This window comes from Echinicola arenosa (assembly GCF_014841125.1).
Lineage (GTDB): Bacteria > Bacteroidota > Bacteroidia > Cytophagales > Cyclobacteriaceae > Echinicola > Echinicola arenosa.
The window spans coordinates 693905-716715 of sequence record NZ_JACYTQ010000002.1 but is presented as its reverse complement, the minus strand read 5'-3'; the positions used below and the strand labels follow the sequence as shown (position 1 = coordinate 716715).

The window sequence follows — 22811 nt, the reverse complement described above, 5'->3', positions numbered from 1 at the left end:
AGAGCCATTTGGAAATGAAAAGAAAGTCCTGCGATTTCTTAATGTGATAATTACATGAAAAAGAGTATTTTATCTTGATGGACTTGTTCCTAATTTTGGTGTGTACGATGGATTTTTGTAGGTGAGGGTGTTTCAATGAAAAGTGAAAGCTACTTTTATGAAGAACCAATCTCTGTTTTTTAATACCAAACATTGTAAAAAAATCAAATTAAGCGGTTGATTTGATTGACCTCTACCTGAATCAATGATTTGAAGGTGGAGGTTTTTTTTTGCTTTTTAATGGAACTGACTCATGAAATAACATATAGTGCAAAAAATGGATTATATGCTTTATCCGGTTGTTTCCGCGATTTTAGCAAAAATTGATCAAGAGTCACCCAAGTAGGCAGTCAAGGAATTTGCAAGGGCGGTTCTTGTTTGCTTAGGTAAACAGTGTTAAAAATAGGTAATTATAATAAGCTTATTTTTGTAATTTGTTGAATTAGGACTATTTTCATATGTTAACTTTTAAATGGTTCTTTGATGAAAAATATTTTGATTGTTTTAGGTCTTTTGTGGACCATGACCTCTTGTTTCACGGCTAATTATGATCACCATGAGAAGTCGTTCGTTTTAGAAACAACCAGTCCTTTTGACATCACTCCTATCATTACCATTAAATCAACATCATCAGAGGAAATCTTTGTTGATGATTGTTCTTCTCAAAATGACTTATATGCTGCTTTATTAAATGAATCAGATCTAGAATTAAGGAAGGAAATAGTAGGCAGAATTTCCTGTCAAAGCACCTTAGCGGCAATAGCTCGTCAGGACAGCAATGTTGAGGTGAGAAAATTGGCAGTGAATAAGCTCTCCAGTCAAAGTACACTTGCGACTGTAGCCCGGCAGGAATCTAATGTAGAGATCCGGAAAATAGCGGTCAGCCGCCTAACGAGTCAAAGTACTTTAGCTACTATTGCTAGTCAGGAGAGCAATGTTGAGGTGCGAAAACTGGCAGTGAATAAGCTCTCCAGCCAAAGCGCACTTGCGACAGTGGCCCGTCAGGAATCTAATGTGGAGATCCGGAAAATAGCGGTCAGTCGCCTTACGAGTCAAAGTACCTTAGCGACCATAGCTCGTCAGGAGAGCAATGTTGAGGTGCGAAAACTGGCGGTGAATAAGCTCTTCAACCAAAGCGCACTTGCCACAGTGGCCCGTCAGGAATCTAATGTGGAGATCCGGAAAATAGCGGTCAGTCGCCTTACGAGTCAAAGCACCTTAGCGACCATAGCTAGTCAGGAGAGCAATGTTGAGGTGAGAAAACTGGCGGTGAATAAGCTCTTCAGCCAAAGCACGCTTGCGACAGTAGCCCGTCAGGAATCTAATGTAGAAATCAGGAAAATAGCTGTCAGCCGTCTAACGAGTCAAAGTACCTTGGCGTCTATTGCTCGTCAAGACAATAATGTGGAGGTTAGGAAGATTGCCGTTAGTCGCCTATTTAGTCAAAGTGCACTTGTTGAGATTGCAAGGCGAGATAGTAATGCGGAGGTCAGGTCATTGGCAATAGAAAGGCTTCATTGATATATTAGCTTAAAGGCTTGACTGCAGATAGGATACGGTCTTTTCCCTGCATATCTTGATAGATTTTAACGGCTTCATATCCCAATGAAGCCATCATTTGGTACATTTCATCACCAAAGGCCTCATTGATTTCAAAGTAAATCTTTCCATGAGGCACCAATGCATCCATTGACTTTTTGGCAATGGTTCTATAAAAAATCAAAGGGTCATCATCGGTTACGAATAATGCCAGTTGAGGTTCATACTCTAGTACATTTTGATGCATTTCTGCTTTTTCAAGCTCACGGACATAAGGTGGGTTACTGACGATAATATCCAAGCCATGAATAGGAATTTCTTCTTTTAAAATATCTGTCTCATAAAATTCAACTTTAGCTTTCAATTCAGCTGCGTTTTGCCTAGCGATGGCCAATGCAGCCTTGCTGATGTCAAGAGCTGCAACTTTAGCGGCTTTCATTTCAAGAAAAAGAGTGATGGGGATGCAGCCGGTCCCTGTGCCTATATCAAGAATTTTAAGGTCTTGATGCGGGTTTTCGTTTATAATTAAATGAACCAACTCTTCCGTTTCGTTGCGCGGAATGAGTACTGAATGATCGACTTTAAAATCACGCCCATAAAATGGACCGAAGCCTAAAATATATTGAACAGGTCTCCCTTTCTCCAGTTCTTTTACTGCAAGCTCAAAGGCAGGTGTAGGATTTTTGATTTCTATATCCTTTAGAATATCTGGCCTTTTAATAGCTAAAAAGTGCTCCATTAGCCAATAAACCAATGATTGGGACTCTTGTGGAGGATACAAGGCGTTTAGCCTTGATTGTGTAGATTGATAAAGTTCTCGGGCTGAAAGCATAAATAATAGGACTTAAATACAAAGTTAAGGAGAAGTTTTAGATAATTACAGCAGTTTCATATCCTACATCATAGAGAAATATGGACAGGTAAAATCATGATTTATTAGTCTATATTTAACTATATAGAAATTTTCTATTAAAAATTAAGATTAAATTAAGGTTGGTTTTTGTGCTTTTTTATTTATATTCAGATCGTTAAAAGGAAATTATAAAACGAAATCAAGGATAACTACCACAGTTCCTTTTTTTAATCTGACTCAATACATATTTCGGAAACATTAAGGCAGATATATCATACCTTAATGTTTCCTTTTTTATGGTGCTTGAGATGAATACCATAATGTTTACCCTACCTGTGATAAAGGGGGGGGATGGAATTTAAGGACCACATAAGCAGTTATAGTAAAGATGGAGCCAAAAATCATTTACTGCTATTAAAGTCTTCTCTTAACATCACATACTGATATATGTCTCCTATCTTTTCATGTTTTATGTAAGCACCTTTTAATATTGCTTCTTCCTGGAGTCCGGCTTTTTGCATGACCCTCATGCAGGAAATATTAAAGTCATAGACAGTAGCAAAGATTCTTTGGACGGAAAATTTCTCAAAAAGATGCCGAATAAATAGTTTTGTGGCTTCGGTAGCAATTCCTTGTCCCCAGAATCGCTCTCCGACCCATAAACCTATTTCCATATTGGTTCTTAGTTCGTCCTTGCCTTTTTCAGCACCAATGGATCCCACTAAAACCCCATTTTTCTCTATGGCAAAGTTTTGAGGAGGATTGAATTTTATATTATGCTCAATCCAGAACCTAGCGTCGTGAATAGTGTAAGGCTGAGGGAAACTGTCTTTCAAATTTTTGGCAATTGCCGGATTGTTGGCGAGAGGGTACAAACTGTGGAAATGTTGTCCGCCCCAGGATACTAAAGCAATATCATTTGCTCCTTGGATTTTCATTTAAAATGCTTGGTTTAGAATTTCTGATTGAATTTTTCATTCATCACATAATTCATACCCAAATATCAAAAAGTAAGCTTTAGATAAAAAAAATAAAAAAGCATGGAGAACTATTCCTCCATGCCGCTGTTTTTGAGTCGCTCAGCATTTTCTGCAAATCGCAAAGCACTGATAAACTCTTCAATATTTCCTTCCACCACATCAGGTAAGTTATAAACCGTCTTGTTGATCCTGTGGTCGGTTACCCTACTTTGTGGATAATTATAGGTTCGGATTTTGTCAGATCTGTCACCACTGCCCACCATTGACCTTCTTTGAGCTCCCACTGCTTCATTGTGTTTGGCCAATTCAATCTCATAAATCCTGGATCTTAGTACTTTCAAAGCTTTTTCAAAGTTCTTGATCTGTGATTTCTGATCCTGACAGGTAACCACGATGCCTGTGGGTTCGTGAGTAAGCCTTACAGCTGAGTAAGTGGTGTTTACTGACTGGCCACCTGGCCCGGATGAACAGTAAGTGTCTTTTCGGACGTCATTCATGTCAATTTGCACATCTACATCTTCCATCTCTGGCAAAACAGCAACCGTAGCTGCTGAAGTATGTACCCTTCCTTGTGTTTCGGTGGCAGGTACTCGCTGAACCCTATGTACGCCAGATTCGTATTTAAGCATTCCATAGACATCGGCACCAGAAACAGTGCTGATGATTTCTTTATAACCACCAGCAGAGCCAAAGGTCAAATCCAGAATAGTAAGATTCCAGTTTTGCTTTTCAGCAAAGCGCTGGTACATTCTGAAGAGGTCACCTGCAAAAATAGCTGCCTCATCTCCACCTGTTCCACTTCGAATTTCAAGGATACAATCTTTGGAATCGTTAGGGTCTTTAGGGATCAGCATTTGCTTCAAGTCTTTTTCCAACACCAACTGTCGGTCTTTTAGCTCATCCAGTTCTGCCTTGGCCATTTCCCTGAAGTCAGGATCCTTTTCATTTTCTAAAATGGACTTGGAACTATCAATGTTTTCCAAAACCAACTTATACTCATCATAGACTGCAACGATCTTTTCAAGATCTTTGTACTCCTTGGTGAGCTTAGTGTATTTACTCATGTCGGACATGGCATCCGGCTGAATGATCAATTGCCCTACTTCCTCAAATCGGTCCTTTATGTGCTCTAACTTATCAAGCATAGTGTTTTTTCTTTTCGAAGAGCAAAATTAAGAAAATAAGTGACATTCTGATAGCTTGCACACAATGATGCAGAACCAAAGACTGGTTTCCACTAGACAAAAAAACTACTAACTTTAAGTGAAAAATCTAAATTATGATAAAGTCCCTATTGTTCGTTACGCTGGTATTTATTTTAATGAGCTGTGGCTCGGGTAAAAAAGTTGACAAAGAGATTTTGGATGAAGTGAATAAGTCCATGGAGATCAAAAGGGTCAATGAGGTGGATATCATTAACAAAGCGATGGAGTGGGGAGATGAAATTAGCCTAAAAGCCCAACAGGAGCTGATGAGTAAACTTCAGCAAGCCATTGAGGAAAAAGGTGTTCCGGGAGCAGTGGAGTTTTGTAATGTGGAAGCTTTACCTTCTTTACAAAAGGTCAGCGAAGCGTTTGGGGTGAATGTCAGAAGGGTGTCTCATGATTTCAGAAATCCATCCGATCAACCTACAGCAGATGAGGAGCAGTTATTATTGGCCTACGAATATAATGAAGAGCATGATATTAAAAGTAAGGCAAATGTTCAAGAGGTTCAGAATGGTGAGCAACTTTTGTATACCAAAGCCATAAAAATTCCTGGGGCTTTGTGCCTGCAATGCCATGGTGAACCAAAGGCAGATATTTCGGAAGAAACTTTACAAGCCATTAATAGCTTATATCCAGAGGATCGTGCAAAAGGTCACAAAATTGGAGATTTGAGAGGTATGTGGAGTATTTCTATTCCCAAAAAAGAAGTGGTGAAGAAATTATAAACCATCACTTCAAACCATTTCGCCAATCCAAAAAGGATGCGTGGACTGAAAGGAAATTGTTCCTTCTTCTGCTTCTATAAAGGTGGCATGCAGGACCTTGACCAACTGGCTTTCATTTTGTCGCTTTACTTCTATCAGTGTTCCTTCAGGTGCATGAAGTTGAATGGAGCTTTCAGAAAACCATTTCCTAAATGATTTCTCCTGAACAGGAAAATAGCGGATAGGCCCATCAAAAATCACTATGTTGATCAATTCGAGCTTGTTTTCTAAGTCAAAAGCCAATTGATGGTCATAACCAACAATATTTACTGCGGGGTGCTTGGTGGCAATTAGGTATTGCAATCCTTCATCAAGAAAGTTATCTTCAGAAACGCTCATAAACCGAAGTGGGTATTGTTCTTCCAAGAGCTGGATGTTGGCTTTTTGAAAGCCAGTGGTGGCTAATATGACATCGATTTTAATTCCCCATGAAAGAACAGTGTCCACTTCCGATTCAGCTACCAATACAGTGGGGACCCATTCCAAGAGAGGGGCAATTTTTTCAAAATTGGTATGCTCTGTTTTCAAGATAAGCAAGGCAGGCTCTTGTTGTTCTTTTACAAAATGGTGAGAAGACATTAGTTTCAGTTTGTTTTTGTAGCTTTGACCCAAAGTAATTAAAAAAGGATGATTTGAGGGATAGGATTAACCTAATTTTTCTCTTTCTTAAAGAAAGCTACTTGTACTTGGAACCAATAAACTGATAGATTTTTTTTACTTTTAGGACTTGAAAATTCCACTTTCGCTCTGTGGAAAGTGGTGCTTTGGACAATTTGTTTTTGTCCATAAACCAGTAAATGAAAACCACTTAAAAATGTCACTAGCAAAACCATTCAGTTTTAAAAAATGGATTGATGAAAACCGTCATTTGTTGAAGCCACCAGTGGGTAATCAACAAGTCTACAAGGGAAATGAGGATTTTATTGTCATGGTCGTAGGAGGCCCTAATTCAAGGAAGGACTATCACTACAATGAAGGTGAGGAGTTTTTTTTCCAACTAGAGGGAGATATCGTTCTTAAAGTGATAGAAGATGGCAAACCTGTGGACATTGAAATTAAAGAAGGTGAAATTTTCCTTTTACCTCCAAAGGTGCCCCATAGTCCAAGAAGACCCGCTAATACAGTAGGCTTGGTGATGGAAAGATACAGAAGAGAAGGGGAGCAGGATGGTTTTATCTGGCACTGTGAAAACTGTGGAAATAAGCTTTATGAAGAATATGCCGAAGTAACGGACATTGTAAATCAATTGCCGCCTATAATGGAAAGATTCTGGAGTAATCCCGCACATACCACTTGTGATACCTGCGGGACAAAAATGGAAAAGTAGTTACTTAAGTTGATCTACTTCATTTAAATGAAACTCTTTTATTTAGGGATTAGCCAATTTGTTTATGACCCAATATGAATATAGCCTGGACTTTGCCAGGAAGATGGACCAGGAAGATGAATTAAGTGTTTTTCGTGAGATGTTCTTTTTTCCAAAAGTAAATGGAAAAGAGGCCATTTATTTTTGTGGAAATTCATTGGGGCTTCAGCCTAAGTCTGTTCGGGAATATTTGGAGAAAGACCTAGAAAGCTGGGCTGATAAGGCAGTGGATGGGCATTTTGATGGAGATTCACCTTGGTTTTCAGTACATAAAAGGTCCAAATCTGCATTAAGTGAGATTGTCGGTGCCAAGGAGCATGAGGTAGTGGTAATGAACAGCCTTACCAGCAACTTGCATGCATTGATGGTGAGCTTTTACCGCCCTGCAGGGAAGAGGGTGAAGATTATCACAGAGGCTGGAGCATTTCCCTCCGATATGTACATGCTGGAGAGTCAGGTGAAAGTACATGGGTTGGACCCTGATAAGACCATTATAGAAATAGCCCCAAGATCAGGGGAGCATACATTGAGGACAGAGGATATAATTGAAACCATAGAGGCTAATAAGGAGGAGTTGGCTTTGGTGATGATGGCGGGACTTCAGTATTATACTGGTCAGGTATTCGATATGAAAGCCATTACAAGTGCAGGGCATCAGGCAGGAGCTTTTGTTGGGTTTGATTTGGCACATGCTGCTGGAAACTTTCCTTTACAGTTGCATGAGTGGGGGATGGACTTTGCCGCTTGGTGCAGTTACAAGTATTTAAACTCTGGGCCAGGAAATGTGGCTGGAATCTTTGTTCACGAGCGTCATGCAGATAGCCCGGAATTAGTAAGGTTTGCTGGTTGGTGGGGGCATAATGAGCAGGAGCGTTTTAAAATGGAAAAGGGTTTTAAGCCCATGTATGGCGCAGATGGATGGCAGGCTTCCAATGGTAATGTGCTGGGGATGGCTGCCCATCAAGCTTCTTTGGATATTTTTCAAGAAGCGGGTATGCATAAATTGAGAGAGAAAAGTTTGAAACTGACAGGCTATCTTGAGTTTTTGATTAAAAAGATAAGCGGAAACAGCGGGGTGTTGGAGATAATTACCCCTGAAAATCATAATGAAAGGGGATGTCAACTATCTTTGTTGATACACAAGGGAGGCAAAGCGGTGTTTGACGAATTTTATCAAAATGGAATTGTTGGTGATTGGAGAAATCCCAATGTCGTTAGAATAGCACCTACACCTCTTTATAATAGTTTTGAAGATGTGTTTCGTTTTGCTAAAATATTGGAACAATCTTTAAAGAAATTTGCTTAAAAAGTAGAACCTATATCAAACCTATTAATAGCACAATAAGTGATGAAGAATAATGATGTAAGCATTATCGGGGCCGGATTGATCGGTTCTCTTCTAGGTATTTATCTTCAGAAAAAAGGATTAAATGTATCGCTATACGAAAAACGCCCTGACCTGAGGGATAAGAAAAATGCTACGGAGGGCAGGTCCATCAATATGGCCCTAAGTGACCGAGGCTGGAAGGCTTTGGACAAAATAGGACTTAGGGAAAAAGTCGCTCCTTTTGCCATTCCTATGTATGGTAGAAGAATTCACGATGAACATGGGGAGACCTCTTTTTTGCCTTATGGTAAGGAAAACCAAGCGATCTACTCCATTTCAAGAGGTAAATTCAACCATTTGTTGGTGGATGAGGCTGAAAAGGAAGGAGTAAAACTGAACTTTGAATATTTCTGTGAGGAAATAGATATCTCGAAAACAACTATGAACTTTTCTCTTCCTAATGGGGAGAAGTTGGAAAAGCAATCAGATGTGATCATTGGAGCTGATGGTGCGTATTCCTCTTTGAGGGATGCAATGCAAAAGCAAACCAGACTTAACTATAAGCAGGAGTATATTTCTCATGGTTATAAGGAGCTTACGATTCCACCTACGGCTGAAGGAGAGTTTGCGATGGACCCAAATGCCCTTCATATTTGGCCTCGAGGAATGTTTATGTTGATTGCACTGCCCAATCCGGACAAGTCATTTACCTGTACGCTTTTCTTGCCTTTTGATGGAGCAAAGGTCTGCTTTGATAAAATCAATGACAAAAGTGATGTGGAGAGTGTATTCAGGACTTTCTTCGATGATGCATTTTTACTTATGCCAAATTTGGTACAGGAGTTTTTTGATAACCCTACTAGCTCCTTGATCAACGTGGAGTGTTTTCCATGGTTGATGAACAAGTCCCTGCTTATTGGGGATGCCTGCCATGCAATGGTGCCTTTCTTTGGACAGGGGATGAATTGTGGTTTTGAGGATTGTTATATTTTGGATGGCTTAATCGAAAAATATGGAACAACCTCTTGGGAGTTGGTATTTGAAAAATTCCAAAAAGTAAGAAAGCCTGATACTGATGCCATCAGTCAAATGGCTCGCGACAACTTTATAGAGATGAGGGACAGTGTTTCCAATCCTAAATTTATCATTCGTAAAAGGATAGAAGCTAAGCTTCACGAACTGCATCCTAAAGAATGGATTCCGCTTTATACAATGGTGACTTTTTCTGATATGAAATATTCTGATGCTTATGCGCAAGGTCAACTTCAAAATGAAGTGATGGACAAGGTAATGTCTGATCCCCTTATTATGCAGAATTGGCACGAAGTGAATTATGAGGATATTATCAGTCAGATAGAAACGGCTAAAATGGTATAGAAAAAAATCCCGGGGAGATCTGGGATTTTTTTCTATCTATATCTATTTTTCTTTAAAATCTGTGCATCCATCGAGATGCTTCCTGGACCTGCCAAAAACAGGGTAACAAAAGCCGTAACATAAAGCAGGGATAATTCCTTACTGCCAAATGGATCACCCGCATGGATCACAAAGGCAGCTACCAGCATGGTAATGATTAATGGGATCAATACAATTCTTGTCATAAAGCCCAGCCCCAAAAGTATAGCACAAAAGAATTCTGCGAAAACGACCAATTGAAGGGAAACAGCAGTTCCCAGTCCCAATGGATCAGGAAACTTGGTGAGGTATTCGCTGAAATTAATGATTTTGGTCCATCCATGAGTCATCATCATGGCTGCAGTGCCGACGCGAAGGATTAAGAGTGCTAGGCTACTGGCTATGGGGTTATTGGAAAAAAGAATTTTCTTCATTTTATAAGGAATTGTCTTAATCTATAATCTAAACGCTGATTTTGTGAATCTGTTGGATTAAACAAAAACTAGTCCCCAATTATAATCGCCTTAAATCTGAAAAAGGCCTTTGGAGTTCGTTACCTTATTTTGTGGCATTATTCCCAAAGGTTTTCTGGATAATCTCCATTATCATGGAGTTTCTGCAACGCTTTTACGACTATTGGTTTGTCTTCTGGGTAAGTTACTCCAAACCAAGTTTTACCTCCTTCGAGTATGACAATATTGGCCTTGTGTTCTTCAATAAGTGTATTGGCTATCGAGGGAATATAGAATTCGGATTTAATGTTGTCTTTATGCTCGGGCAAGAAAGCATTCCAAATTCTTTCGGCTTCCTCAAAGAAAGACGGGTGGAATCCCCAACAATTCATTGAAACAGGCGTGTCAGGGGCAATTTCTAAAGGTTCTTCTTCTCCTCTACTGAATATCTTTTCTCCTTCTCTTGCAATGGAAGTACGCTCTGTCATTCCGATTAGCTGAAAGTTTTCGTTTGTTTCACAAACGCCGCGACTCACGGTACCGTGCTCTGAAAGTACGTTTTTCAGAGCATAGCCAACCATGCAATGAAGGTCCGATTTTACATCCTCAATAAGAAAGTTTCCAAGCTCCTGAAAAGCCTCTTTGCCATAGAAATCGTCAGCATTAATGACTGCAAAAGGCTCTTTGATGGCATCTTTGGCACATAAAACCGCGTGCCCAGTGCCGTACGGTTTTTTGCGTTCAGGATGACGGTACTCTTCAGGCACCATGCTGTCCAATGACTGAACCACAAAATCTACTTCAATTTTTCCTTCAAGTTTCGGCAGGAATATTTCTTTCACGAGTTCCAAGATTTCTTGGCGAACGATAAAAATAACTTTTCCAAAACCAGCTCGGATAGCATCAAAGATGGAATATTCAATGATAGTTTCTCCTTTGGGGCCAAAGCCGTCTATTTGTTTATTGCCTCCGTATCTACTGCCAATGCCGGCAGCCAGTATTAAAAGTGTAGGTTTTGTCATGAAGTTGAATGTTGACTTTTGAATCTAGTTCGTTTCGGTGCCTAAAATTAAGATAATCTTTTTAAGAGGCCATAAAGGTGGGGGAAAAATAGAAAAACAGGAAAAAGGGGTGGTATTTATGCCGAATTCTAAAAAAAGGCAGCTTTTCGAGCATTGTTTGGTGTGATTTAAGATCAAAATTCTGAGTTTTTGTTAAAAAAGTAATATTCTATGGTGTGAAAAATAATCTGATTTGCTAGATTTGCATCCGAATCCGGAAAAACCGGTGTAAAATACAACCAATCAGTTTGTCGATTAAATAAAATGAAAAAAGTTGAAGCAATTATTAGAACTTCTCGATTTGAGGTGATTCACAAATGTATTGCTGCTTTAGGCGTAAAATTCCTTACTTTTTATGAAGTGAAGGGTATGGGGCTGGAGCATGCAAAGATGGAAAAATACAGGGGCGTAGCTTATGAGCCGGCCTATATTCCAAGAACCAAATTGGAAATTGTGGTTACCGAGGATCTCGTAGATGATGTAGTTAACTGTATCCTTAAAGAAGGCCGTACTGGTGAAATAGGTGATGGAAAAATCTTTGTCACTGATGTTTTGAAGGCTTATAGGGTCAGAAACGAAGATACAGGTGCTTCAGCCCTTTAATATTATCATCCCAAACAGGATAATCTAAATTAATTATAAAATTACCCATTCAAATGACTCAAGAATTATTTACCATCAATAATGTGTGGATGATGGTAGCCACAATTCTGGTATTTATCATGCACCTAGGCTTTGCAGCCTTGGAAGCTGGCCTTACCAGAGCAAAAAATACCGTTAACATTCTATTTAAAAATACCATTATTCCAGCTATGGGATTACTGACTTACGCTTTTGTAGGTTTTAACTTAATGTACCCAGGAGAATCTTTTGCAGGAGGTTTCTTTGGAATCAGTGGGATTGGCCTAAGCTTACCAGAAGGCTGGGATAGCTTTGCTTATAATGAAGGCTATACTTTTTTTACTGATTTTATTTTTCAGGCAATGTTCGCCGCTACTGCTGCAACCATCGTTTCTGGTGCAGTAGCTGAAAGAATCAAACTAGGTCCGTTTATTATTTTCTCTACATTATATGTAGCCATTTGTTATCCAATCGTAGGGATGTGGAAATGGGGTGGAGGATTTTTGGATACATTAAGTACTCCATTTTATGATTTTGCTGGTTCAACTATTGTCCACTCTGTAGGTGGCTGGGGTGCATTGGTCGGAGCTTACTTGTTAGGGCCAAGAATCGGTAAATATACGGATAAAGGAATGAATGCCATTCCGGGACATAATATTCCAATGGCCGTAATAGGCGTTTTCTTGTTATGGTTTGGCTGGTTTGGCTTCAACGGAGGTTCTGTATTGTCTGCAGACCCTGGATTGGTGTCCAAGGTCTTTGTGACCACTTCCATTGCAGGAGCAGCTGGTGCTTTTGGTGCACTCATCTTTTCTTACTGGAAGTTCAAGTCGTATGATATAACCATGGTATTAAATGGTGTTTTGGCAGGCTTAGTGGGAATCACTGCCGGTGCAGATTTGATGGGAGTGGGAGAAGCAGCCATTATTGGATTTGTGGGAGGTGCTTTGGTTGTTTTTGCTGTAGTATTCTTTGATAAAGTGAAAGTGGATGATCCGGTAGGTGCGATCTCAGTTCACCTAGTAGGTGGTATTTGGGGGACTTTGGCTGTAGGGATCTTCGGAGATTTAGCTGGATTTTCTCAGTTGATGTCACAGCTGATCGGTATAGGTGCTGTTGGTGCTTTCTGCTTGGTGTTTAGCTTTGTCATATTCTATTCCATGAAAAAAACGGTGGGTATTCGTGTCCATGAACAAGAAGAAGTGGAAGGTTTGGATATCAATGAGCACAGCATGAGGGCTTATCCCGACTTCGCTACTAAAGACTAGTACATGATTCAAAAATTTTAAATAAAGTTTTTACCACTAGTAAACCATGCCTCATCCTTCTAAGGGTGAGGCTTTTTTTGTGGAGAAAACCATCTTGGTATAATTTTCTCAAAATACTCTTTACCAGGTTAAACATCATAAAAAGATAATATCAAGAAACTGGTCTTAAAGTAAAAAATAATACATTAGTAGTATTATGAAAAGAAAAATCTTACTAATACTTATTGTTTTTGCATGCTTTCAATCCTTTGGTCAAAGCGATGAGAAACTAAAAGTGATCAGTTATAATATTTGGAATGGTTATGACTGGGGTAAGGACACTTTAAGACGAAAGCAACTTTGTAATTGGGTCGATGAACAAAATCCAGAGGTGGTAGCACTTCAGGAATTGTGCGGTTATACTCCTGAAAAACTGCAAGAGGATGCTGAGTCTTGGGGACATCCTTATTCAGAACTTTTGAAAACCACAGGATATTCTGTCGGGATTACCTCTTCAAGTCCTATTACCGTAATTTCAAGACTGTTTGGCAATCTACATCATGGGGCTTTACATGTGAAGATAAATGAAATTAATTATTTGGTTGTGCACCTTCATCCTGGTAGCATCAAAAGGCGTAGGGAAGAGGTGGACATCTTAAAAGCCTACATCCAAGGCTATATTGATAGAGATGAAGATTTGATGGTTTTAGGGGATTTTAATACACACAGTCCCTTGGATGCTTCATTATATGAAGAAAAATCTGATTGGCTTCAAAAGGATTGGGACAATAATAAAGACAAAGGACTAGATGGGAATATGGCTGTGAAGATGCAGTTGGATTATGCAGTGATGGCAGGTTTTATGAGTCTTCCCTTGTTTGATAGTGTATGGCAGTCAGAACGAACGGGGAAGGGGATGGAGAGCTTTCCTGCAATGGTGCTGACAGATAAGGAAAGAAAGGGCATTGAAATACCTGCTAATGAAAGAATAGATTATCTCATGATCTCTGAGAATCTTCAGGGTAAATTGACCAAAGCCTATGTAGCGAACGGAGAAGAAAATTGGTATTTATCTGATCACTATCCAGTTGTTGCGGATTTTGACATGAATGAATATTAAATAGTTGGGGTATAAAAATGGCCAGTGCTTAGGAGGACTGGCCATTTTATTGTGAACCTTTCAAAGGTTAGTTTTTCTTTTTGGCTTCTTTCATAGGGTTGCTGCCACTAGAGGCGCCTCTTGGGGAGTTTCCTCTTTGGAACAGTTCAAATCTAGAAGGAAGTGCTTTTCTTGGGAAATAATTGTTTTCCTCGTCAATGTCCGCTGTTTCCCGATAAGGGTCAAGAATGATGGATTCAATTTCTTTCTCCTTAGGGAATACTTTAGTGACCTCTGTTTCATTCTTTCTCCAGATATAGGCTGGAATTCTTTCCACTTCTGAAGTTCCGTCAACATAGTTGAACTGAACGATTAAAGGCATTACCAATCCACCAACATTTTTGAAGGTGATTTCATAGTAGTTCAATCCACTGTTAAAAAGCTCTTTTTCTTTTTCATTCAAATTGGATACGAAGCTTTTATACGCTTTTTCGTCACTTGGAGTAACTGAAAATTGGTTATAGCTATTATAGAAGTCTCTCGTTCCCGGATCTTTCTCTATGACTGTCTCAGTAATGTCTTTTTCATTTTTGGTTCTTGAAACGTAAGATTCATACTTTTCATGTGCTGAGGCTTCGTCCTTTTTCTTTTCCGCTGGAGTTCTGTTGTCCAATTGGTACCACTTCACTTCTTCAAGAGCGATATCTACTGGTTCAGTTCCAAAGAACCAGCCTCTCCAGAACCAGTCCAAATCAACAGCAGAAGCGTCTTCCATAGTTCTGAAAAAATCTGCTGGGGTAGGGTGTTTGAATTTCCATCTTTGTGCATATTGTTTGAATGCAAAGTCGAATAACTCTCTTCCCATTACAGTTTCTCTCAAAATGTTCAATGCGGTTGCTGGCTTGGCATAAGCATTTGATCCAAATTGAATAATGTTCTCAGAATTGGTCATGATGGGCTCCAAGTACTGTTTTTCGCCTTTCATGTAATCCACAATTTTATGGGCAGGTCCTCTTCTGGAAGGATAGTTTCTGTCCCACTCTTGTTCTGCAAGGAATTGCATAAAGGTGTTCAAACCTTCATCCATCCAAGTCCACTGACGCTCGTCAGAATTGACAATCATGGGGAAGAAGTTATGCCCAACTTCGTGAATGATCACGGAGATCATACCGTTTTTGATGGCTTCAGAATAGGTGCCGTCCGCATCAGGTCTACCGTAGTTGAAGCAGATCATTGGATATTCCATTCCATTGGCAGCCTCTACAGAAATTGCTGTAGGATATGGGTAGTCAAAAGTTCTGGAAGAATAAGATTTCAGCGTATGGGCCACTACCTTGGTAGAGTATTGCCCCCAAAGTGGGTTGGCTTCTTTACCATAGTAAGACATGGCCATAGCCGTTTTGTTGCCCACATTGACAGCCATGGCGTCCCAGATGAACTTTCTAGAGGAAGTCCAAGCAAAATCCCTTACGTTTTCTGCTTCAAAAACCCAGGTTTTCATATCAGAAGCTTTTCCTTTTTCAAGTTTCTCAGCTTCCTTTTGGGTACGGATTACCACTGGCTCATCAAAAGTTTCTTTAGCTTGGTTCCACCTGTCCAGTTCAGTGTCATTCAAAACCTCTTCAGCATTGGTTAGGACACCAGTTGCGCCCACCATATGATCTGCAGGGACAGTGATACTTACTTTGTAGTTTCCAAAGGTAAGGGCAAATTCTCCACTTCCATAGAACTGTTTGTTTTGCCAGCCTTGGAAGTCAGAGTAAACGGCCATTCTAGGGAACCATTCGGCCATGGTATAGAGGTAGTTGCCATCTTCCTCAAAATATTCATACCCTGGTCTTCCACCTATAAAGCTGGTTCTATCATGAATGTTAAAGCTCCAGTCAACGACGAATTCCACTTCTTCACCAGCCTTAAGAGGTTCTGGAAGATCTACTCGCATCATGGTTTTATTAATCGCAACAGGAATGTCTGTGCCGTTCATGTCCTTTACGCTGTGGATTTTATATCCCAAGTCTTGGTCATGCCAAAGGATAGATTCCAATTGCCTCAAGGACATCCTTTCATAGATTTTGCTTGTACTAGCCTTTTGGCTATCAGCATCTTTTGCCCTTTGATTTTGATCTAACTGGATCCAAAGGTAGCTTAGGTCATCTGGAGAATTGTTAATGTAGGTGACTTTTTCAGTGCCTTTGATGCTTTGGTTTTGGTCATCTAGTTCTACTGAGATTTCATAATTGGCTTGTTGTTGCCAATATAAATGCCCTGGTGCTCCAGAAGCTGCTCTGTAGACATTGGGTGAGCGAAGCATGCTGCCTAATTGTTCAAATCGCTCTGCATGGTTTTGTTCGCTGTGCTGGGCAAATACATTGCCTAACAGGAGCAAATTAATAGCTAATAAATGGATTATCCTTTTCATATATCCCTCTAGAGTTTTTATGAATATGTTTAAGAACTTTTTCTAAGCCGATCAGGTCAGCAATTAGAAATGGCTATTTGGGTTATTTTCTTACCAGTATATCGCGTCCAAGATCATCATAATGGCCATACCGAGTACAACAGAGGAGATGACCAATGCCCACTCTTTCCTATTGGCACCAAGGATGCCAATGGCGATAGAAGATACAATGATAAATATGGCAACTATGGCCAACTGTCCTACTTCAATACCAAGGTTGAAAGCCAACAAAGGTTCCCAAATAGAGTTTTCCCTACCTAAAAGAGACCTTAAATAATTGGAGAAACCAAGTCCGTGGATCAGGCCGAAGAAAAGGGCAAATACATAGTTTGCCTGAATGCCATTACCACTTGAAGGTCGTGGTTTAAGTATATTGAAGAAAGCGGTCACCGCAATGGTCACCGGAATGAGAAATTCAATTAAGTTGGAGTTTACACTGAAGATCTTAAGGGTTGCCAACGCGAGTGTGATGGAATGCCCAATTGTGAAGGCTGTAACCAAAACAAGGATCTTTTTCCAATCCCTTAATAGATAAATAGCGCAAAGCGCAATGATGAATAAAATGTGGTCAAATCCATTTAGGTCTAGAATATGTTTTATCCCTAAATTAAAATACGCTTGAAACTGATTCATGAATACATTCGTTTGTCCTTTAGCATGATACATCCCCAGAGAAGTCAGGTTTCGGTGTGAAAACTAACCACCCTATAGGTCAATCAAGAAGGGCTTGGGCTTAGTTTTATTTGGGTTAGAAAAACAGCGTTGTAATATTAATGCTAAATTTGGACAAAAAGTAGAAAACAGTAACTAAATGTTATATAATTATATAGTTATCTCGATACTAGGATGGATGGTTTTTTTCCACCCTTTTTACATTAGCGTGACCGATATCAACTACAATGAAAAATCAGCGAGTCTTGAGGTCGCACAGAAGATTTTCTGGGATGATTTTGAAGATGTTCTCAGTGAACAAGAAGGCAATAGGGTGGATTTTTTGAATCCAGAAAATCCTCAGAAGTTAGAAAAACTTGTGGAGAAATACCTGATTGATAAGAATCATATCTTGGTCAATGGAGATACCGCTCAGCTTTCCTATATCGGCTATGAAATAGAAGAAGATGCCGCTTGGTTTTATATGGAGGCCAAAAAGGTTTCTAGGCCGCATACTGTCATGGTCAAAAATGACATTCTGATCCATTATTTCCCGGATCAAAGGAATATGGTTAATTTTTACGTAGATAAATCCCCTAAAACGCTGATACTGTATAAGGATCACGAGAGTGGAACCTTAGCCTTTGAGTAACCACTTTTTGAAGGTATTGATCAGACCGGTTGTCTTGAGGTCATAAGGGGGGTAGAGCAGTTGCGGAAGTGTTTTTCCCTTTCTTTGCTCTACAACTGATTTTTGATTGCTAAAAGCCAAAAAACCAGCATATCCGTGGGATTTTCCAATTCCACTATGATTGACACCTCCAAAAGGCAACTCATTTTGCATGTATTGGATGGAACAGTCGTTAATCACCACTGTGCCTGAGCTGGTGTTTTTAAGGAAATGATCTTTTACAAATTCATCTTTGGTAAAAAGATAAAGCGCAAGGGGTTTGGGTTTTAATTGTAATAAATGGCTTACCTCTTCAATGTTGTGATAGGTAAGTATTGGTAAAATGGGGCCGAATATTTCTTCCTGCATTAGGAGCATGTTTTCGGACATATTACTGATAATGGTAGGTGCCATATAGTTTTCTTCCTTCACAATGTCACCACCAAATTCAATATGACCTCCCTTCGTTTGAGCATCAGCAAGGAGATTTTGCAGTCTGTTGAGGTGCTTTTGTTCGATTATCCTTCCATAATCTTTATTAGTTATAAACCCTTTGTTTTTAGGATTGTACATTTTATTGATTTGACTTTGTAGGTCCTTAAGAAATGTTTCTTTTTGGGATTCATGTATCAATAAGTAATCTGGTGAAATGCATGTTTGACCACAGTTGAGGAACTTACCAATAGCGATCTTTTTAGCCGCATCTTTGAGATCATAGTCCTTTTCTATGATTACCGGTGATTTACCTCCAAGTTCCAAGGTGACACTTGAGAGATTTCGGGAAGCGGCATTCATAACCGTTTTTCCCACGGAAGTACTTCCTGTAAAGAAGATATGGTCAAATGGAAGCTGCAATAAAGCCTGGGCAGTTTCTTTTCCTCCTTCAAAAACAGCTACTAGATCAGCATCAAACAGTTCTGTCATCATTCTTCTTAAAAGCGCAGAAGTATGTGGGGTCAATTCAGATGGTTTCAATGATATAGTACATCCAGCCGCAATGGCGGACACCACCGGACCAATAGAGAGATTAAATGGGTAGTTCCATGGGGAAATGATCAAGGCTGTTCCGAGTGGTTCTGTCCGAATATATGAATTGGTTCCCAGCATGTGAATGGGTGTTTTTACCTTTTTAGGTGACATCCATTTTTTCAGCTTCTTAATGGCCAAGTTAATTTCGACCAGAGCATATCCTGTTTCGGTGACCATTGTTTCTGCACTTGGTTTTTTAAGGTCGGCGTATAAAGCCTTTTCGATTTCTTCATGATTCTCTTTGATCCACTCTTTCAGTACCTTGAGTCTTTCTGCTCTTTCTGTAAAAGAAGAATGCCGTAGTTGGATAGCTTTTTGCTTTTGCGAATTGAAAATATCCGTAAGGCGCTGATTATCAGTTAAAAATTCAGATTTCATGATTTTTTTGATTTTTATCAAGATAGGAAAAATTAATCTTTCGTGTTAAGTATGCTTATTATCAGTTAGTTAGGTGTTAAAAGGGGTTATTGTTTAATTGTTATTTTAAATACTAAAAAATGAAATTGGAAAATTAATAAATGTATTTCATAAAAAAATAAACCACGTTTTTCTTGGTAGGAAAGTACTAAAAAAGTATTTTTATAGCAAAATAATGTATTTGAACAGCAAAAATAAGTCTTCAAAGTTGTTTTAATGGCTTCTGAGTGCTGGTTTGAATAGAAACAAACACGAATATGGAAAGAAATTTTTACCAAAGCCAACACATCTTTATCCATTCGATAAGTATTGATTTCAGTCAATTTTTCTACGAAAAGCTGAACAAGGGTGGGCAGGTGCAGTCATCAGGTGCCGGGAATACTAAGAAAGTATTTTTTTTGAGTCAACCGGTGTGTAATCATATTAGGGTTTTTGATCTAAAGAACAATAACGGGGTCGATAATCATATATCCTCTCTGAATTAAAAAGACAGTTATGAAATCATATACTACATGTTTCGGTTTAATCTTTTTCTGTCTAATTGGTTTATTGACAAGAATTGATTCACAAGCCCAGAATCAAAATACACTTCTTGATCTCAGGTCGTGTGGACTGGAAGGTACATCAGATAATTACATAATTAAAGACATTTACCTTAGTAATGAATCAGGGGTACCTTTTACCCAAGAGGAAAAAGACTGTTTGTCAGGCGAAAAGCACAACGTATTTATATCAGTGCGGTATAAGACTAAATCCAATCTACCTACTGAAAATACGAGAGTCTTTTTGGATTTTAAGAATGGAGGCAATGTCGAGTTCTTGAATTTATTTTTGGGGAAAGTCCCTGCTGCTGATAGTGGTTCTAAAATCATGACCTTACCCTATTCTTTTACATGGGTATGTGGTCATGAACTCAAATTGAGCAAGCCATTAATGGTATGGACAAATTCTAGTGATATTGATTTGTCCTCTTCTTATGATTGCAATGATTATCCTTTTATTCAAGTGGAATCTTTGGGTGATTATATTTTAGCCGACAATCCAGCAAATATTAAAATTAAAAAAGAGGTTGACCAAACCTCCGTTTCATTGCCTACAACATTGAATTATGTTATTACAGTCACTAATCCTGGAAAAATAAGCTTGACAGGTGTAAATGTGATGGATGAAATGACCAACGGAGATGTACCATTAAGCCTAGTGAGTGGTGATGAAGATCAAGATGGAGAATTGGATACTAATGAATCATGGGTTTATAAAACTTCTTATGATTTGACCCAATCCGATATTGATAGAGGAGGGAAGTTGGTCAATAAAGCAGTTGTGAGCAGTAATGAGGCAGAAAAAAAATGTGATGATGCCGTAACAAAAGTGGAGCAAGTCATTGGCATAAAGATGGTTAAATCCGCGGACAAAACTGAAGCTCTTAAAGTAGGAGAAATTGTTACTTATACCTATCGAATAACTAATACAGGAAACACAACAGTTACGGATGTCTATGTGACAGATGATCATCCCGGCAAAGGGGCAATAAGTGAAATAATGCCGACAATGGTGCCAAGTCTAGAGCCAGGTAAAAGCATTGATTTTATAGCAAGCTATGAAATAGTGCAAGAGGATATTGATGCCGGTGGGGAAATTACCAACATAGCAACAGGGCATGCTACCTGCGCGAAAAACCACAAATTAAAGTCAGTTGATGAAGAGACTATCTCCTTGGAGGAGGGTGTTTCAGCTGTAGAGCTTACAAAAGTGGCGGACAAAGAAAGCTATAGTGTTTTGGGTGAAGAAATCACTTATACCTTGACCGTGACCAATACAGGAAATGTGACCTTGAGCAATATAAAAGTTACCGATCCAATGACTGGGCTTGAAAGCGTATTGGCCAGTCTTGCGCCAGGAGGCAGCACTGCTTTCACTACCGTGCATAAGGTGACACAAACAGACTTGGAGGAAGGAAAAGTAGTCAATACAGCACATGTAAATGCTGAGGATCCAAATGGAGAAGATGTAAGTGACAGTGCTTCTGAAGAATCTATAGCTTCCTTTACACCGATTGAAGCAAATGACGATGATTTTGGCGTTTTTAACAGTTCCACGGGTAGGGTTTTCGGAAACATACTATTAAATGATTTATTTAATAACAGTGAAATCAACCCAGAGGATGTGGACTTTGAGTTCATTGACCTAGATGGTATCATTGGGCTTCAAGTTGATGAAGAAGGTATATTGACTTTACCTCCAGACATTGCGTCAAGAGCATATACTTTGCGCTATGAGCTAAGGGAAAAACTCAATCCGAGTAATAAAGATCAGGCCTTGGTAACATTTAGAATTCAGGCGAATGAAGTAATGCCGATGGATGATCAGGTGATTACAAATATGAACCAAGAGATCACTTTTGACATTCTTGCCAACGATGTGACAACCATCCATCCATTGGATCCAAACAGCCTGACCATCATTAGTGAAACTTCCCATGGCAGCCTGACCATAAATGCTGACGGAACGGTCACTTATGTTCCTGATACTGACTTTAGCGGTACAGACACATTTACCTACCAAGTATGTGACAATAGCCTTCCAGAAGTGATTTGTGGAACGGCAGAGGTCAATATCATGGTAAGACCGATTTCGATGTCCTTAAGTAAAACAGTTGACGTGGCCAGTTTAGACCTTGGAGAAATGGCTACTTACACCATCACTTTAACCAATAACAGTGAGTTTGCAGTGGAAAATGTGATTTTGAAAGATCTATTACCAGCCCAAATGATTTTTATCTCCACTACTTTGGAGGCCACAGAAGAATTGACATGGGTAATTGATCGAATCGAAGCTGGAGAAACCATATTCTTCGAAATTCAAGTGATGGCCACTACAGAAGGCGAAGCAACTAATATTGTCACACTACAGGCTGGAAATTACGAACTCAGAGAAGAGGCTTCCACTGTCCTTGTTGAAAATGAAGAAGTGGACTTGAGCATTACCAAGACCTCATTTGGAGTTGAAGTATACGAAGGAGATGAATTTAACTATGAGATTGTAGTAAATAATATCGGAGGGAACGATGCTACTGATGTAATAATTACAGACAATCTTCCTTCCAACGTTGCCATGGTAGGCGCGAGCTATACAGCCAATAGTAGTGAAATAGTTGCTGAAATGACTGCTAAGGGTCAACAAATTACATGGTCAGTACCTTTCTTTCCTGCTGGTGGGCAGATAACCATTACCCTTAAGGTTAAGGCTATGGAGCCAGGGGTGATTATAAATCAAGCGGTGGTAGGATCAGCAGAGGAGGACAAGAACCCCGAAGACAATACTGCCAGTGATCAGAATGGAATAGAAACCTTCTTTATCCCTAATGTAATCACACCGGGTGACATGGATAACAAGAACGATCAATTTGTGATCAAAGGGCTTGGTAAATTTGAGCAAAATGAAATAGTAATTCTCAATAGATGGGGAGACCATGTATTTGAAACCAAAGGATACCAACAAGATTGGGCGGCGAAAGGCCTAAATGCAGGAGCATACTTCTATGTGTTGACAGTGACAGATAGCCTAGGGGAAGTACATACCTTCAAAGGGTGGATCCAAGTGATTAAGAACGGAAGTAAATTCGATAATTAATA

Annotated in this window: 19 protein-coding genes; 10 read left to right on the top strand and 9 right to left on the bottom strand. The window is 39.4% G+C overall.

What is annotated here, in order from left to right; translation table 11 throughout:
* Positions 1 to 522: 522 nt before the first annotated feature.
* Positions 523 to 1560: a hypothetical protein gene (locus IFO69_RS07705; protein ID WP_192009483.1), complete on the top strand. Its 1038-nt coding sequence runs from the start codon at positions 523 to 525 to the stop codon at positions 1558 to 1560.
* 4 nt (positions 1561 to 1564) lie between these two features.
* On the opposite strand, the gene prmC is transcribed toward IFO69_RS07705, so the two are convergent.
* The 3 genes from prmC to prfA all read right to left on the bottom strand — a co-directional run bounded on the left by prmC (position 1565) and on the right by prfA (position 4556).
* Entirely contained in the window at positions 1565 to 2410 is an 846-nt protein-coding gene (gene prmC, locus IFO69_RS07700) for a peptide chain release factor N(5)-glutamine methyltransferase (RefSeq protein ID WP_192009482.1), read from the bottom strand.
* 422 nt (positions 2411 to 2832) lie between these two features.
* Complete coding sequence (locus tag IFO69_RS07695; RefSeq protein ID WP_192009481.1) at positions 2833 to 3369, bottom strand: GNAT family N-acetyltransferase; 537 nt, start codon at positions 3367 to 3369, stop codon at positions 2833 to 2835.
* A gap of 110 nt (positions 3370 to 3479) precedes the next feature.
* On the bottom strand, positions 3480 to 4556 hold the full coding sequence (gene prfA / locus IFO69_RS07690) for a peptide chain release factor 1 (RefSeq protein ID WP_192009480.1): 1077 nt from the start codon (positions 4554 to 4556) through the stop codon (positions 3480 to 3482).
* Positions 4557 to 4690: 134 nt separating this feature from the next.
* On the opposite strand from prfA, the gene IFO69_RS07685 reads away from it, so the two are divergent.
* Positions 4691 to 5344: a Tll0287-like domain-containing protein gene (locus tag IFO69_RS07685; RefSeq protein ID WP_192009479.1), complete on the top strand. Its 654-nt coding sequence runs from the start codon at positions 4691 to 4693 to the stop codon at positions 5342 to 5344.
* Positions 5345 to 5353: 9 nt separating this feature from the next.
* On the opposite strand, the gene IFO69_RS07680 is transcribed toward IFO69_RS07685, so the two are convergent.
* Positions 5354 to 5962 carry a thiamine pyrophosphokinase gene (locus IFO69_RS07680; protein WP_192009478.1) on the bottom strand — a complete coding sequence of 203 codons (609 nt, stop codon included), beginning with the start codon at positions 5960 to 5962 and terminating at the stop codon, positions 5354 to 5356.
* A 235-nt stretch (positions 5963 to 6197) separates the two neighbouring features.
* On the opposite strand from IFO69_RS07680, the gene IFO69_RS07675 reads away from it, so the two are divergent.
* The 3 genes from IFO69_RS07675 (at position 6198) to IFO69_RS07665 (ending at position 9453) form a co-directional block, all read left to right on the top strand.
* Positions 6198 to 6710, top strand: coding sequence for a 3-hydroxyanthranilate 3,4-dioxygenase (locus tag IFO69_RS07675; RefSeq protein ID WP_192009477.1), 513 nt, complete (start codon positions 6198 to 6200; stop codon positions 6708 to 6710).
* Between the two features lie 64 nt (positions 6711 to 6774).
* Entirely contained in the window at positions 6775 to 8055 is a 1281-nt protein-coding gene (gene kynU / locus IFO69_RS07670) for a kynureninase (protein WP_192009476.1), read from the top strand.
* A gap of 42 nt (positions 8056 to 8097) precedes the next feature.
* Positions 8098 to 9453: an FAD-dependent oxidoreductase gene (locus tag IFO69_RS07665; protein WP_192009842.1), complete on the top strand. Its 1356-nt coding sequence runs from the start codon at positions 8098 to 8100 to the stop codon at positions 9451 to 9453.
* 32 nt (positions 9454 to 9485) lie between these two features.
* On the opposite strand, the gene IFO69_RS07660 is transcribed toward IFO69_RS07665, so the two are convergent.
* Positions 9486 to 9905, bottom strand: a complete 420-nt coding sequence (locus IFO69_RS07660) for a DoxX family protein (protein ID WP_192009475.1) — start codon at positions 9903 to 9905, stop codon at positions 9486 to 9488.
* A 137-nt stretch (positions 9906 to 10042) separates the two neighbouring features.
* Entirely contained in the window at positions 10043 to 10945 is a 903-nt protein-coding gene (locus tag IFO69_RS07655) for a nucleotidyltransferase family protein (RefSeq protein ID WP_192009474.1), read from the bottom strand.
* A 303-nt stretch (positions 10946 to 11248) separates the two neighbouring features.
* Between IFO69_RS07655 and IFO69_RS07650 the strand changes: the two genes are divergently transcribed.
* The 3 genes from IFO69_RS07650 (at position 11249) to IFO69_RS07640 (ending at position 13972) form a co-directional block, all read left to right on the top strand.
* The gene (locus IFO69_RS07650; protein WP_192009473.1) at positions 11249 to 11587 is read left to right on the top strand and encodes a P-II family nitrogen regulator; all 339 of its coding nucleotides are present in this window, start codon (positions 11249 to 11251) and stop codon (positions 11585 to 11587) included.
* A gap of 53 nt (positions 11588 to 11640) precedes the next feature.
* The gene (locus IFO69_RS07645) at positions 11641 to 12873 is read left to right on the top strand and encodes an ammonium transporter (RefSeq protein ID WP_192009472.1); all 1233 of its coding nucleotides are present in this window, start codon (positions 11641 to 11643) and stop codon (positions 12871 to 12873) included.
* Between the two features lie 196 nt (positions 12874 to 13069).
* A complete protein-coding gene (locus tag IFO69_RS07640; protein ID WP_192009471.1) occupies positions 13070 to 13972 on the top strand; it encodes an endonuclease/exonuclease/phosphatase family protein in 903 nt (300 codons plus the stop codon).
* 67 nt (positions 13973 to 14039) lie between these two features.
* Here the strand turns inward: IFO69_RS07640 and IFO69_RS07635 are convergent, their stop codons facing one another.
* Positions 14040 to 16370: a M1 family metallopeptidase gene (locus IFO69_RS07635; protein WP_192009470.1), complete on the bottom strand. Its 2331-nt coding sequence runs from the start codon at positions 16368 to 16370 to the stop codon at positions 14040 to 14042.
* Positions 16371 to 16460: 90 nt separating this feature from the next.
* The gene (locus tag IFO69_RS07630) at positions 16461 to 17042 is read right to left on the bottom strand and encodes a HupE/UreJ family protein (protein WP_192009469.1); all 582 of its coding nucleotides are present in this window, start codon (positions 17040 to 17042) and stop codon (positions 16461 to 16463) included.
* Between the two features lie 178 nt (positions 17043 to 17220).
* On the opposite strand from IFO69_RS07630, the gene IFO69_RS07625 reads away from it, so the two are divergent.
* Complete coding sequence (locus tag IFO69_RS07625) at positions 17221 to 17712, top strand: DUF6702 family protein (protein WP_192009468.1); 492 nt, start codon at positions 17221 to 17223, stop codon at positions 17710 to 17712.
* Here IFO69_RS07625 and IFO69_RS07620 read toward each other — a convergent pair.
* Positions 17698 to 19137: an aldehyde dehydrogenase family protein gene (locus tag IFO69_RS07620; RefSeq protein ID WP_192009467.1), complete on the bottom strand. Its 1440-nt coding sequence runs from the start codon at positions 19135 to 19137 to the stop codon at positions 17698 to 17700. The genes IFO69_RS07625 and IFO69_RS07620 overlap by 15 nt on opposite strands.
* Before the next feature lie 534 nt (positions 19138 to 19671).
* Here IFO69_RS07620 and IFO69_RS07615 point away from each other — a divergent pair.
* Positions 19672 to 22809 (top strand): DUF7507 domain-containing protein, encoded by a 3138-nt coding sequence (locus IFO69_RS07615; RefSeq protein ID WP_192009466.1) that lies wholly within the window; start codon positions 19672 to 19674, stop codon positions 22807 to 22809.
* Positions 22810 to 22811: the final 2 nt, after the last annotated feature.

Coding starts and splice junctions, on each gene's coding strand:
- IFO69_RS07705 (WP_192009483.1), top strand. CDS start 523: ATGAAAAATATTTTGATTGTTTTAGGTCTTTTGTGGACCATGACCTCT.
- prmC (WP_192009482.1), bottom strand. CDS start 2,410: ATGCTTTCAGCCCGAGAACTTTATCAATCTACACAATCAAGGCTAAAC.
- IFO69_RS07695 (WP_192009481.1), bottom strand. CDS start 3,369: ATGAAAATCCAAGGAGCAAATGATATTGCTTTAGTATCCTGGGGCGGA.
- prfA (WP_192009480.1), bottom strand. CDS start 4,556: ATGCTTGATAAGTTAGAGCACATAAAGGACCGATTTGAGGAAGTAGGG.
- IFO69_RS07685 (WP_192009479.1), top strand. CDS start 4,691: ATGATAAAGTCCCTATTGTTCGTTACGCTGGTATTTATTTTAATGAGC.
- IFO69_RS07680 (WP_192009478.1), bottom strand. CDS start 5,962: ATGTCTTCTCACCATTTTGTAAAAGAACAACAAGAGCCTGCCTTGCTT.
- IFO69_RS07675 (WP_192009477.1), top strand. CDS start 6,198: ATGTCACTAGCAAAACCATTCAGTTTTAAAAAATGGATTGATGAAAAC.
- kynU (WP_192009476.1), top strand. CDS start 6,775: ATGACCCAATATGAATATAGCCTGGACTTTGCCAGGAAGATGGACCAG.
- IFO69_RS07665 (WP_192009842.1), top strand. CDS start 8,098: ATGAAGAATAATGATGTAAGCATTATCGGGGCCGGATTGATCGGTTCT.
- IFO69_RS07660 (WP_192009475.1), bottom strand. CDS start 9,905: ATGAAGAAAATTCTTTTTTCCAATAACCCCATAGCCAGTAGCCTAGCA.
- IFO69_RS07655 (WP_192009474.1), bottom strand. CDS start 10,945: ATGACAAAACCTACACTTTTAATACTGGCTGCCGGCATTGGCAGTAGA.
- IFO69_RS07650 (WP_192009473.1), top strand. CDS start 11,249: ATGAAAAAAGTTGAAGCAATTATTAGAACTTCTCGATTTGAGGTGATT.
- IFO69_RS07645 (WP_192009472.1), top strand. CDS start 11,641: ATGACTCAAGAATTATTTACCATCAATAATGTGTGGATGATGGTAGCC.
- IFO69_RS07640 (WP_192009471.1), top strand. CDS start 13,070: ATGAAAAGAAAAATCTTACTAATACTTATTGTTTTTGCATGCTTTCAA.
- IFO69_RS07635 (WP_192009470.1), bottom strand. CDS start 16,370: ATGAAAAGGATAATCCATTTATTAGCTATTAATTTGCTCCTGTTAGGC.
- IFO69_RS07630 (WP_192009469.1), bottom strand. CDS start 17,042: ATGAATCAGTTTCAAGCGTATTTTAATTTAGGGATAAAACATATTCTA.
- IFO69_RS07625 (WP_192009468.1), top strand. CDS start 17,221: ATGTTATATAATTATATAGTTATCTCGATACTAGGATGGATGGTTTTT.
- IFO69_RS07620 (WP_192009467.1), bottom strand. CDS start 19,137: ATGAAATCTGAATTTTTAACTGATAATCAGCGCCTTACGGATATTTTC.
- IFO69_RS07615 (WP_192009466.1), top strand. CDS start 19,672: ATGAAATCATATACTACATGTTTCGGTTTAATCTTTTTCTGTCTAATT.